The sequence below is a fragment of the Pedobacter sp. UBA4863 genome (genome assembly GCF_002399615.1).
In the GTDB taxonomy this organism is placed as follows: Bacteria; Bacteroidota; Bacteroidia; order Sphingobacteriales; family Sphingobacteriaceae; genus Pedobacter.
This window is the reverse complement of the sequence record NZ_DHDZ01000042.1, coordinates 1-13,768: the sequence shown is the minus strand read 5'-3', so window position 1 is coordinate 13,768 and position 13,768 is coordinate 1. Positions and strand designations below refer to the sequence as shown.

8 protein-coding genes, 1 tRNA gene and 1 pseudogene are annotated in these 13,768 nt (G+C 38.5%); 6 read left to right on the top strand and 4 right to left on the bottom strand.

Features of this window, described 5'->3' with window-relative positions; all coding sequences use genetic code 11:
• Positions 1–33 precede the first annotated feature (33 nt).
• The 5 genes from B3I52_RS11300 to B3I52_RS11280 all read left to right on the top strand — a co-directional run bounded on the left by B3I52_RS11300 (position 34) and on the right by B3I52_RS11280 (position 9,872).
• Positions 34–1,095, top strand: a complete 1,062-nt coding sequence (locus tag B3I52_RS11300) for a glycoside hydrolase family 66 protein (RefSeq protein WP_293301316.1) — start codon at positions 34–36, stop codon at positions 1,093–1,095.
• Between the two features lies 1 nt (position 1,096).
• Positions 1,097–3,589, top strand: coding sequence for a glycoside hydrolase family 31 protein (locus B3I52_RS11295; RefSeq protein ID WP_293301314.1), 2,493 nt, complete (start codon positions 1,097–1,099; stop codon positions 3,587–3,589).
• Between the two features lie 39 nt (positions 3,590–3,628).
• On the top strand, positions 3,629–5,929 hold the full coding sequence (locus B3I52_RS11290; protein WP_293301313.1) for a glycoside hydrolase family 31 protein: 2,301 nt from the start codon (positions 3,629–3,631) through the stop codon (positions 5,927–5,929).
• Positions 5,930–5,984: 55 nt separating this feature from the next.
• Positions 5,985–8,219 (top strand): glycoside hydrolase family 97 protein, encoded by a 2,235-nt coding sequence (locus B3I52_RS11285; protein WP_293301311.1) that lies wholly within the window; start codon positions 5,985–5,987, stop codon positions 8,217–8,219.
• Positions 8,220–8,849: 630 nt separating this feature from the next.
• On the top strand, positions 8,850–9,872 hold the full coding sequence (locus B3I52_RS11280; RefSeq protein ID WP_293301309.1) for a T9SS type A sorting domain-containing protein: 1,023 nt from the start codon (positions 8,850–8,852) through the stop codon (positions 9,870–9,872).
• 722 nt (positions 9,873–10,594) lie between these two features.
• Here the strand turns inward: B3I52_RS11280 and B3I52_RS15930 are convergent.
• Positions 10,595–10,987: pseudogene (locus B3I52_RS15930) on the bottom strand (GH32 C-terminal domain-containing protein); the annotation flags it as partial.
• A gap of 592 nt (positions 10,988–11,579) precedes the next feature.
• Between B3I52_RS15930 and B3I52_RS11275 the strand changes: the two are divergent.
• Positions 11,580–11,641: transfer RNA gene (locus tag B3I52_RS11275), tRNA-Met, on the top strand.
• Between the two features lie 231 nt (positions 11,642–11,872).
• On the opposite strand, the gene B3I52_RS11270 is transcribed toward B3I52_RS11275, so the two are convergent.
• The 3 genes from B3I52_RS11270 to B3I52_RS11260 all read right to left on the bottom strand — a co-directional run bounded on the left by B3I52_RS11270 (position 11,873) and on the right by B3I52_RS11260 (position 13,251).
• The gene (locus B3I52_RS11270; RefSeq protein WP_293301307.1) at positions 11,873–12,349 is read right to left on the bottom strand and encodes a hypothetical protein; all 477 of its coding nucleotides are present in this window, start codon (positions 12,347–12,349) and stop codon (positions 11,873–11,875) included.
• A complete protein-coding gene (locus B3I52_RS11265; protein WP_293301305.1) occupies positions 12,346–12,774 on the bottom strand; it encodes a hypothetical protein in 429 nt (142 codons plus the stop codon). Before B3I52_RS11265 ends, B3I52_RS11270 begins: the two co-directional genes overlap by 4 nt.
• A 285-nt stretch (positions 12,775–13,059) precedes the next feature.
• The gene (locus tag B3I52_RS11260) at positions 13,060–13,251 is read right to left on the bottom strand and encodes a cold-shock protein (RefSeq protein WP_293301303.1); all 192 of its coding nucleotides are present in this window, start codon (positions 13,249–13,251) and stop codon (positions 13,060–13,062) included.
• Positions 13,252–13,768 lie beyond the last annotated feature (517 nt).

Below are 13,768 nucleotides of genomic sequence, written 5' to 3'. Positions count from 1 at the left end.
ATTTCCTAAATGCACAACAGGTAAGAATGGTATATTTTTAACGACCAAAATCATACTGAAAAAGATTTTCACCCACTTTCGGGACGTAGCAGCATTTACCTCACAAATGCCGGAAACCCAGAATGGCAACAATATCTTATTGGTCGCAACAATGATGTTTATAGCGTTTTCGGTTTCGACGGTTTCCACATAGACCAACTTGGCTACCGTGGCAACAGGTATGATTACAATGGTAATCTGATCGATTTTCCAGCAACTTACCAATCGTTTATTAATGCTATGAAACTTGCCCGCCCAGAAAAAAACCTGTTGTTTAATGCCGTAGCCGGATATGGACAAGACAAAATTGCCCCGGCACAGGTAGATTTTCTTTATGCAGAAATATGGGGCGCACGTAGTGGAGATAATGAAAATATGTCGTATGCTGATTTGATTTCTGAAATGAACGATAACCTTTCTAAAACCAACTACCAGAAGAATATCGTGTTGGCGGCATACATGAACTACGATGTGCAAAGCAGTGGTTTTGTGAACAAGCCGGGTATTTTATTGGCCGATGCTGCCATTTTTGCATGGGGCGGTGCGCATCTGGAATTGGGAGAACACTACCTAATCAGCGAATATTTCCCTAAAAACAACCTGCAAATGCGGGCAGATTTAGGTAAAGCCCTTATCAACTACTACGATTTTGCCGTAGCCTATCAAAACCTACTCCGTGATGGAGGTACTTTCCAGACACCTAACGTCTCTTTCGTCAATAGCCCAATTGTTGCCGAAAATTGGCCCGCCGCTAAAGGTAAGGTGGCTACCATAGGCAAAAAAGTAAACGGTAAAGACATTGTGCACCTTATCAATTTTGCCGATGCAACTACTATGGTATGGAGAGATAACAAAGGTACACAGGCAGAACCGAAATTAATAAGCAGTCCTATTGTTGATATCCAGGTTACCGGCACACCTTCTAAAGTATGGTTTGCCTCTCCGGACATTGATGGAGGCGTGGCAAAAATGTTAGCCTTTACCCAAACAGGCAATAAAATTACCGTTACCCTTCCCTCTTTAAAATATTGGGACATGGTTGTTATCGAATATTAACATGGCGAAGAAAAGGCTGTTTATAGTAATCATTTGGATGCTGTTGTTGCCAGTAACAACAATGGCGTCCGAAGTTACATCGTATACCAAAAACGCAAATCAGGTAGTGTTTAACTGCAAAGACGGTTCTAAGCTATCTGTGTTGCTAAACAGCAGTTCGGTAGTAAAAATCTGGTTTGATCCATCGGGGAAACTACAGCGTAAAAACCAATCTTTCGCCGTAGTTAGCGATGAACTGGAAAAAATTTCGGAGGTGCAGGTAAACGAGGAACCCACAGCCTACGAAATATTTACGTCCAAATTGCGTATACGTCTCAATAAAAACCCAATGCAACTGCAAATCTTCGATAAATGGCAGAAACTTTTATTCAGTGATTACAAAGATTTGGGACATACAAGCCTTGGCACCACCGGTAAAAATGCACAAAAAATGCTACGTGCCGACGAACATTTTTTTGGCCTTGGCGAAAAAACAGGCACCCTAAATAGACGTGGCAATACCTACAAAATGTGGAACAGCGATAAGCCTTGCTACAGTACCACCGAAGATCCTTTGTACAAAAGCATTCCATTTTTTATGAGCAGTTATAAGTATGGGATATTTTTGGATAACACCTATAAAACAAATTTTGATTTCGGCTCAAAATCAAACGAATACTATTCTTTTAATGCGCCAGATGGAGAATTCATCTACTATTTTATCCATGGGAAAGACTATAAAGAGATTTTACAGCAATACATCACCCTCACCGGAAAACCAATTATGCCGCCTAAATGGGCATTTGGTTTTGCGCAATCCAGAGGAATGTACACCAAGGAAGACCAAGCATTAAACATTGCCGAAGAATTTAGACGAAGAAAAATACCATGCGATATCATCTACCAAGATATTGGATGGACACAACACCTGCAAGATTTTGAATGGAGAAAAGGGAACTATAAAGACCCGAAAACCATGTTGCAAACACTAAGCAGTCAGGGTTTTAAAATGATTGTTTCGCAAGACCCCGTTATTTCTAAAGTCAATAAAGCACAATGGAACGAGGTCAATCAATTGGGCTATTTGGTAAAAGACCAACGTACTGGCAACGCCTATAATATGCCTTGGCCTTGGGGCGGCGACTGCGGTGTAGTAGATTTTACCTTGCCAGCAGTGGCTGATTGGTGGGGCAACTACCAACAAAAGCCATTAAACGATGGCGTAAGAGGATTTTGGACGGATATGGGCGAACCTGCATGGAGCAACGAAGAAGATATGGACCGCCTTAATATGCAACATTACTTGGGTACGCACAGCGAAATACATAATGTTTACGGCCATACTTGGGATAAAGTAGTAAAAGAACAGTTCGAAAAACATAACCCCAATAAACGTGTATTTCAGATGACCCGTGCTGCTTACGCCGGTCTACAACGCTACACTTTTGGGTGGACAGGCGATAGCGGAAACGGCAGCGATGTACTGAACGGTTGGGCACAAATGGCCAATCAGGTGGCCGTGGGCATTTCAGCAGGTTTGGGTGGTATTCCTTTTTGGACTACCGACATCTCTGGCTATTGTGGCGATATTACAGATTATCCCGCTATGGCAGAACTTTACACAAGGTGGATGCAGTTTGGCGTTTTTAATCCGCTAAGCAGGGCGCACCACGAGGGTAACAATGCCGTAGAACCTTGGATGTTTGGCGAAATTGCCGAAAAGAATGCTAAAGCGGCCATCGAGCTTAAATATCAACTATTTCCGTACTTATACACCTATGCCCGCAAAGCCCATGACACTGGCCTTCCTATAACCAGAGGCTTGTTTATGGAATATCCGGATGATGAAAACACAGCGAAAATAAATGACCAGTTTTTATTTGGCGAAGAGCTTTTAATAGCACCGGTATTAAAAAAAGGGGAACGTGTTAAAAAAGTGTATTTGCCAGAAGGCGAATGGATAGATTTTAACAACAAACAGACCACTTACCTTGGCGGACAAATCATTGCCTACCAAGCACCTTTAACAACCATCCCAATTTTTGTTAAAAAAGGCTCCATTGTTCCTCAAATACCGGTAATGCAACACCTGGAAGAAAGGAGCGATTATCCGCTTTTCGTACATGTTTTTCCAAACTATGAAGACGAGAGCGCCAGCTTTGAACTGTACGAAGACGATGGTAACAATCAGGATTATCTGAAAAACATCTATTCTAAAACACAATTCAAATGTACCACCACTAACCTGGGCTGGCAAAGCACCATTACCTCAACCGACAAGGGTTTTCGTCAATCAGAAAAGAGGAACATCATCTTAAAATATCATTTAGATAAAAAGCCTAAGAGCATTGCTGTTGATGGTAAAGCCATTAAGGATATCAAACCAGAAGTATTGGAAAAAAATATAGAAACCGTCCAAAAGACCGCACAATGGTCGTGGGACGAAGTATTAAAAGAATGCTGGGTAAAAATTGACGATGATAGAACAAGTAAAGCCATAACTATTAACAAATAAACTGGGTTGCTAACAATTAGCCTAGTACGCTTTTAAAGCATGAAAAAGATACTCTTTATACTACTACTTTTAACAATAAAAATACAGTACGCCGCCTCAGCTACTGAAAACAACCCTGTTGCCGATCCGGCAGCTATAGTTCTCTCGGGGAATATGCGTTTTACGGTTTTAACACCAGAAATACTTAGGATAGAATGGAGCAGCAAGCAAAATTTCGAAGACCGGGCCTCATTTACGTTTTTGAACCGCAAACTTCCGGTACCAGTATTTAAGACCGAAAGGAAGGATGGATTTCTTTATGTCAGAACCAACAAATTAACACTTCAATACCGTATTGGTTCTTTTCCGGAGGCATCTAATCCACAGAATTTAAAAATTACCTTTCAAATGAACGGACAGGTACAAACATGGTTTCCGGGAAAAAAAGACAGTTTGAATTTGAAAGGAACTACACGTACACTAGACGGCTCTGATGGAGATAATAAACGTTCTGAGATGGAAGAGGGAATAATTTCTAGCTCAGGCTGGGCATTAATAGACGAAACAAAGCAAAGGGGAGACGGAAGCATAAGCCTAATGTTAGAAAAGGATGACGAAATAGACTGGGTTGCGCAAAGAAAAGATAAAGAGGCAATAGATTGGTATTTCTTTGGATATGGCACCGATTATAAAACAGCACTAAAAGATTTTACAACCATTGCAGGTAAAATTCCTATGCCTCCCATGTATGCTTTTGGGTACTGGTATTCTAAATACGAGCAATATAACGAGCAGGATTTTAAAGATTTGGTAAATGTAATGCAGGAAAAACAAGTACCAATTGATGTGATGGTAGTTGATATGGATTGGCACTACTCGGGAAACAAAACCGATAACAACCGTGGAGGTTGGACAGGCTGGACATGGAACAAAAGGTTATTTCCCGACCCCCCGGGATTTTTAAAATGGCTACACGATCATAATTTAAAAACAACCTTAAACCTGCATCCGGCAGATGGTGTAGCACCTGATGAAACTAATTTTGCTGCCTTGGCAAGCGAACTTGGCTTGCCTAAAGACACAACAGTAGCATTGAATATTGAAAATAAATCCTTCTATCAATCATTTTTCAAAAATATCCTTCGCCCGCATGAAAACATTGGGGTTGATTTTTGGTGGCTTGACTGGCAGCAATGGCCACTTGCCCGCAACGAAGAAAAACTAGGGAATACCTTCTGGCTAAATCATGTTTTCTACAATGATATGAAATTGCAAAAGCGTGGAAGGCCAATGATTTTCCATCGTTTGGGGGGCTTAGGCAACCATCGTTATCAAATAGGATTTTCTGGAGACTCCCATGCTAATTTTTCCACACTGGCCTTTCAGCCCTATTTTACGGCTACCGCATCAAACGTAGGTTATGGATACTGGAGCCATGATATTGGAGGACACTACCAGGATGGAGATAACAACCCCGAACTATTTTTACGCTGGATACAATACGGAGTGTTTTCTCCCGTATTGCGTACACATAGTACAAACAACCCGAAAATAGAGCGCCGTATGTGGAAATATCCTAATTTTTCTTTAATGAAGGAAGCTCTTGAATTGCGCTACTCCATGGTGCCATATATCTACACCCAGGCCCGATTAGCGTATGATACCGGAATTTCCTTATGCCGCCCGCTATATTATGAATTTGCGGACGTAAACGAAGCATACACTTACGAAAATGAATACATGTTTGGCAACGATATATTAGTTGCTCCAATTACAGAGGCATCTGATGAAAATGGAATAAATAAAAAAACAATTTGGCTGCCAAAGGGCAAATGGTACGAAGTTAACTCGGGTACAATGCTCGAAGGAAACCAAACTTATGCACGTACGTTCAAACAAAACGATATTCCACATTACTATCGCGAAGGAGCTATCATTCCTCACTTTCCAAAAGTTTTGCACCTCAAAAACAGACCAGATAAACTGCTACTTAAAATTACGCCGGGCAAATCTGGGCAGTTAATGTATTATGAGGATGAAAATGACAATGATAACTATCAAACTGGAGCTTATACTTTTACCCGTATTATACAAGAAGTAAGCAAAGGAAACGGTACTTATACCATACATCCCGTTAGTGGCAGCTTTGTAAATATGCCTACAGAGCGTGCTTATGATTTAGAACTGCTTTCTGTATCACTCCCTAAAAAAGTAACCGTAAACGGAAAAACATATCCACAAAGTGACAATGAGAACGTAGGTACATGGAAATATGACCATGTAACCAAAACCGCAAAGGTTTATATCCCCAAAACATCTTGTAAGCAAAAAACCGAAATAAACATCAGATTTTATAAATAAAAAATAAATGAGGCCATGATAATGGTAAATCAGTTTTATCAATAGCCCAACTAATATGAAAACCACAATTAATATGAAACCCTTTATCTTTAAAAAAGCACTTATCCTTGTCGTGTTGGTTCTTGAAATGGATGCGTTGCGTGCCCAAGAACTAAAATCGCCAGATGGGCAGTTAAAAATGAATTTCCAACTCACGGCAAACGGAGAGCCCACCTATCAGCTATCATACAAGGGCAAGGAAGTGGTAAAACCCAGTAAAATGGGGCTGGAATTAAAAGGAAATACCACAAAAGTCGAGTTTGGGGCCGAAAACAATATCAAATCTGAAGTAAAGGACATTAAAAATTCCCTATTTGATAGATTTACCGTAACAAATACTGCCACAGCCACTTTTAATGAAACATGGACGCCTGTTTGGGGCGAGCGCAGCAAAATACAGAATCATTATAACGAGCTTTCTGTAAGCTTGCAGCAAAAGGAAACCAACCGCAAAATGGTTATTCGTTTCCGTTTATTTAATGATGGTATTGGTTTTAGGTATGAGTTCCCACAACAAAAAAACCTAATCTATTTCGTGATTAAGGAAGAGCGTACCCAATTTGCCATGACCGGCGACCATACCGCTTTCTGGATACCTGGCGATTATGATACCCAAGAATATGATTTCACTACCTCAAAACTATCGGAAATAAGGGGGCTGATGAAAGGAGCGATTACAGGTAACTCATCACAAACGTCTTTTTCGCCCACAGGTGTGCAAACATCATTAATGATGAAAACCAAAGATGGGCTGTATATCAACATCCACGAAGCGGCATTGATAGACTATGCCTGTATGCATCTTAATCTTGATGATAAGAGTTTTGTTTTCGAATCGTGGCTAACGCCAGATGCCAATGGCAACAAAGGGAATATACAAGCTCCTGCCCAAACCCCTTGGCGTACCATTATGGTAAGTAACGATGCTAGACAAATTCTCTCATCGGCCCTTACCCTAAACCTTAACGAGCCTAACAAAATTGAAGATACCTCGTGGATTAAACCAGTAAAATACGTAGGGGTTTGGTGGGAAATGATTACTGGAAAAAGCGAATGGTCTTACACTTACGATATACCAAGCGTACAATTAGGCATTACCGATTATACCAAATTAAAGCCACACAACCGTCATGGCGCTACCAATGCCAACGTAAAACGATATATAGATTTTGCCGCTAAACATGGTTTCGATGCCGTATTGGTAGAAGGATGGAACCAAGGCTGGGAAGATTGGTTTGGCAACTCGAAAGATTATGTTTTCGATTTTGTAACGCCTTACCCAGATTTTGATGTAAAAGGGATACAGGACTATGCAAAAAGCAAAGGTGTTGAAATGATTATGCACCATGAAACCTCTGGTTCTATCAGAAACTATGAACGCCATTTAGATACCGCTTATAAATTTATGAAAGAACATGGTTATAATGCGGTAAAAAGCGGCTACGTTGGCGATATGATTCCACGTGGCGAATACCATTATAGCCAATGGCTTAACAACCATTACCAATATGCCATTGAAAAAGCCGCTAAGTACAAAATTATGGTGAATGCGCATGAGGCTGTGCGGCCCACAGGTGTTGCCCGTACCTATCCAAACTTGATAGGGAACGAATCGGCCAGAGGAACAGAATATCAGGCCTTTGGTGGCAGCAAGCCGAACCACGTAACTATTTTGCCTTTTACTAGGCTTATTGGTGGCCCCATGGATTATACTCCGGGTATTTTCGAGATGGATATTTCCAAGAATAACCCAAATAACAAATCGTGGGTTAACAGTACCTTGGCAAACCAATTGGCATTGTATGTAACCATGTACAGCCCATTGCAAATGGCCGCAGATTTAATAGAAAATTACGAACGTTTTCCAGATGCCTTTCAGTTTATTAAAGACGTTGCCGTAGATTGGGACGATAGTAAATATCTGGAAGCCGAGCCAGGACAATACATTACCGTAGCACGTAAAGCAAAAAACACCAACAATTGGTTTATTGGAAATGTAGCAGGAGAAAATGGCCATACAGCCAATATTTCACTTAATTTTTTAGACCCTGGAAAAAAATACGTGGCAACCATATATGCAGATGCAAATAATGCCAACTATAAAACCAATCCGCAAGCATACACCATTAAAAAAGTAGTGGTAAGCAACAAATCTAAAATTGTACAAAAATCGGTTCCGGCAGGTGGTTTTGCGGTAAGCATTATAGAAGTAACGGAAAACAATCAAATTAAAGGATTGAAAAAATTATAAAAATTTAGGAACTGTTTAAAAATGACTATACAACCTTATTGTTGGCGATGACGCCAACAATAAATTCTGTTTACGTTGGTGTCATCGCCAACGTGTAATTATAAATATGAAATATAAACAGTTTCTTACAGAGGGTGTCTAAGAAAAGTGATTTGGATATCATAATGAAGGCTATAAGCAATTGCAAGCGAATTTGCCAACTATGTGAACATGATATAAATTCTTAGACACCCTTTATGAACATAAAAACAAGAAAGGAGGTTAACATCGGTTAAAGATTTACAAAAAACAACATTATTAATTGGCTATTAATGTAACAAGCCAAAAATGCTAACTAAGCACTAATCATTCTATAAAAAACAAGTTATGAACAAGAAAATATTCATTATTGCACTTATAGTGCAAACAATAGCTGCATTTTCTGTAAAAGCAGCTAGTTATACCTATCTAGGTTTGGTAGTGATGCAACGGTAGCCGGTTGGGTTTCGCAGGGAGTACCAATGGTACAATCTACAGCAAACAATAACATTTTTACATATTCGGGCTATTTAACAACAGGTGATTTAAAAATTCACACTAGTAATGTAGTTGGTGATTGGTGCGATGGCGATTGGATTATGCCTACAAATAATGGACAATCGATTACCAATGCAGCACATATTGTTTCAAGCGGTTGCGCAATTGACAATAAAATGGAAAATAGAAGCTGCCGACCAAGGTATTTACAACATTACCATTAACGTAGAAAGTATGACCATCAGCTTTGTAAAAGTATCTTATTACACTAATCTATACCTTGTTGGAGATGCAACACCGGGCGGATGGGTTTTGAATAATGCAACAGGTTTAACAGTTGACGCGGGAAACCCGGCATTATTTACTTGGACTGGAAATTTGGTTGCGGGAAATTTTAAGATTGCTACTAATCTTACATTTGCGGGAAATCATACTTGGATACATCCCCTAAACAATAGCCAAGCCTTGAACGAAACAGGGGCAGCCTATATTTTATCTGGCAATACAGATTATCAATGGAATATAGGCGCAAGTGATGAAGGCGCTTATACCGTAACGGTAAATTTGGCAGGAGTAAATCCTGCTGTACAAATTGTAAAGACAGGACCATTGCCTTTAGATCTACTTTCGTTTTCAGCTAAATTAGATAAGGCACTAGCGAGTAAGGCTACCTTAAACTGGCTTACCACCAACGAAGTAAATACATCGTTGTTTAGTGTGGAGAGAAGCATAGATGCGAAATCTTTTGAAACAATTGGCTCGATACCGGCAAAAAATATAGCAGGCACACATCAATATACTTTCGAGGATAAAAACGTGTTAAAAGGAATTGCCTACTATCGCTTAAAACAAATAGATATTAATGGAAAATATACCTATAGCGATATTGCCAGCGTAAACAATAACGGTGGTTTGCAACTTAGCGTATACCCAAATCCTAGCACCGATCGCATTACTTTTAATTACATTGCAAAAAATGCAGAAGTAAGTGTATTTAATATAAACGGACAGAAAGTTATCTCTACAAAACTTGCTTCAGATAATACTTTAAATGTTAAAACACTAGCATCGGGCTATTATACCATTGTTGTAAACGATTGCGTAAGCAAAAACTTTGTACGTTTTGTTAAGCAATAGCATATAAAATTCGGAAATTGCCGAAATTAAATTCGAATTTGGGATTTGGATTTTAGAAGAGGGTGTCTAAAAAGGTTATTAGAAATGACTGCAACTTTTTTGGACACCCTTTTTTTATTAAGGCTACAATGAAGAAAGGAATATAACGTAAATTTTAGGACTATATGCTACTATCTGTATAGATTTCCTCTCTCTGCCGCCTCCCAGAGGGGTCAGAGAGAGGCTCTTAAATAAAAAAAACAAAGTAGCTAATACTAAAAAACTGATAGTCAGTCGGAAATATTCATAATCTAACGTGAGTTTTGGATGTAATTATATAACTATCAATAATTTATAATCCTATTGGTTTAGAATATTGTTTAAAACTAGCCTAAAAGCTGATGCTGACCTGTAGCAAAGCGGAAAGCTACGTAGTAAAATAGATTCAGCATGACGAAACGCCCATTTAGCGTCACCCTGACAACGAAGTAGCTGCGCAGCAAATTTATTTCAGGGTCTGTTAGACTAGATTAAGCCCCAAAACTCACGTTAATCTAACGTGATTTTTGGGGCTTGCTTCGTCATTTCGACCGCAGCGAAGCGAGTGTAGAAATCTTTGAGTGTGTATTTGGTTAAAAGATCTCTCCGCTTCGGTCGAGATGACGGCAGTTCTATTTGTTGTCATAAATTAAGTGTCTGACAAACAGAGTAAAACATCCAAAACTCACGTTAATCTACGTTAATTAACGCAAATTTCTTATTTTCTCAACTGAGAGCGGAGTTTTGGTCTTTATGGAAAGGTACGTTAGTGGTTGTTTGGCAAAAAACAGATTGGTAATTGCTGTTAAACCATTATCGGCAAACACTTCTACGGATGTTGCATCGAGTAATAACTTTAAGCTGATTTTGTTGTCGTTGGCTATACGTGGGGCTATAGTTCGTTTGGCAAAATTTTTCTCGAAATTTACTATCCCAGATTTAGTACGGTCTACATAAAAGCTGTTATTGATTTTGTTGTAGCCCACCAACACCTCGTCGCCTTGGCTATTGCTTATTTTCAGCTCAAAATCTGCTGCTTGTTGTGTGGTTATTTGTAGTTCGTAGGTGCCATTTAATGTAGCAGTTTTACTCGAAAGGTCTAGTTCATTAACTACGACTACGGTTTCTTTAAGTACGTTCTTTTGTCACAACTGACTTGGCTAAGGGGGGCTTTTTAGAATGGTGGAGAGGGGTCATTTTACACTGGTTTATCCACCCGGAGAAATTAACTATAGCTTTTTTGTTGATGGAAGATACGTCTCCAATTTGGGACCGGTATCCATTTGGTGAATTTCCATCTATAAAAGGAAGGTTCATCTCTTGTTAGACCTGAAGGAAAAAAAACAGAAAAACATGCAGCTCTTTTACAAAAGCTCAGCGGTGTGTTGGGCAGATAAGACTGAAAACTAATTATAGAACATGAAAATAATTGCAATGTCATTTTTATATAGTTCGGATTCACTAAAACCATGATGACCAGTCAAAGAAATTTAATGATGAATTTAACAATAAGAAAATTGTCAAATATTTTGGCAATGATAAAGTTGTTACAACGAAAAAATGGTCTCATATGAAATTTTGAAAAATATAAAAAACGTTACGAATATGTTACGGAGCAAAATTTTGCCGTTTCAAAAATCGTTCGTAAATTGCTTCTGTAAGTCAGAAATGAAGATTTTTGTCCCATGTATGACGGTTAGAGTAGAAGACTCATAATCTTTTGGTCGCTGGTTCGAGCCCAGCTGGGCCCACTTCAAAATCCTCATCTTTTTAGGTGGGGATTTTTTGCTTTTAGGGGATTATGATAGCATTAGAGCTGTTTTTTCGATTTTATCCGTTAATTATCTCTACAAATGTGACTAATCCTAATTACGAATAGAGGCCTGTTTTGGTTCGAGCCTTGTTGGTGTAAACATATAAAGAGACAGCAAAGCTCTTGTATTTACTTTCCCTTTATGCGCTCATTCAAAACAAAATAGCCGTCAGGGTTTCTCCTTGTTTTTAGATTTTTGCAGTTTTTGTAGCGTTTTTACATCAGTGCGGTCCTGTATTCGGCCAGAAGCCTGTTTGTTTTTTATAAAATCACCAAGCCCTATATAATTGATAACTAAATCCTTTTCTAGTTCTATTTTCTGGACGTCTAAAAAAGCTTCATTAAATTCAACCCCGTCAATTAAATTCAATATATCAATACGTAGTGGAGGGTAGCCAATTTGGCTGATTAGTCCCTCGGTTAAAAAGTCTTTCTTCTTAAAACCCAAAGACTGTAATCCAAAATCATTAACCACTTTGAGCATTCGTGCTGCATTTTTTTCAGTTATATTAATCCATATATCAAGATCGCCGGTATGGCGAGGCTTTCCATGAAATGCCAATGCATAACCGCCTACAACCATATATTCAACTTGGTGGAGGTTGAGTAGCTTAATAAAGTCTTCAAAGTCTTCTGCAAGTGTCATCGGCTAATTTTTCTTCTTATCAGTTTAGTCTTATCCATTCGTTGGCCTTTGGCTAATGATTGTGAAATTATAAAAGTAACTGCAGCTGCCCGTTCTTTTAACGACTTGCTTAGCCAATACTCCAAATCATGTTGTTCGTCATCAGCATTTTTCATTTGAACCTGTCTAAGTACTGGAGCTATGGCTCTAACTTTAGTACTGATTAGCTTAGGCTTTGCAATGATACTTTTGCGCTCTATGCGAACATCTTCGTTTTCATAGGGTATTTTAGCTTTGCTAAGATAATTACTTAGGGTATTATAATTAAACTGTATGTAGCTTAAGCAAAAATTCTTAAGATTGGAAAACACTTCAAAAGGAGAGTCAACTCTTTTCTTCCAAAAGACCACAATAACTCTTTTCTCATTGCCAATTGATGCTTTCATATACAAATATAACTAATATTCGTTATATATTGGTCAATAATTATCTAAATAAGAGGATGTCTGCTTACTTGCCATGAGCATTGTTAGTAATTCAATGTTATTTACATGCAGTAGGTGATATAAAACAATTTGTTAGGTGCCATAGGAGGGGAATATTTGATTTAAGTAGCTCTGGCGAGTGTTTAACGCTAAAGCGCATCGACGGAAAACACTAGGTGGTCTGGGGCCGGAGTAAAAAAAAACATCCGCCACTGGCGGATGCTCTCAACTATAAGAAGGAAATACTTAATCTATCTTAACATTTATTGCGTTCAGGCCTTTTCTGCCCTGTTCCACATCATAACTTACTGTGTCGTTCTCGCGAATTTCATCAATAAGGCCAGAGATGTGTACAAAAATCTCGCTGTCACCGTTCAATGGGGTGATAAATCCGAAACCTTTGGTTTCATTGAAAAACTTTACTGTTCCTTGTTGCATTATATATTTTTTAATAAGCTGTAAATTTAGTTATAATTTATTGAAATTCAATTAATTTTATAAATTAAGTGAATTAATAATTTAAGAAATAGCTTGTGTGTTATCAATTTTTGCCACAATATAGGCTTAGTCTGTATCGAGGGGTACAAAAGGTATTAATTTATCGACTTTGCTTATTTTCAATTTTTTGTTTTTTTACGTGATATAGCCTTGGGTTTCTATACCTAAACATAAATGCCACTCGTTTGTTAAGGTGAATTGTTTTTGTTGACTACAAAATTATAATCTTAAACCACCAATCTTGGCAGCAGGTCAATCAGAAGATAGAATTAAGCATAAAATAAGATGATAGATTGACCATCCGAATTAAAACAAGGTAAGACAGGGGTTGCTGACGTAATACTCTAGAAAGCTATTTGATGTGATTTAAATATACTCTGTGTTGTAGAACTATTTTTTTTCGACAGATGCAATAGGAGAATAATACTTTCTTAACCCGTAGTGCATTATAAATAAG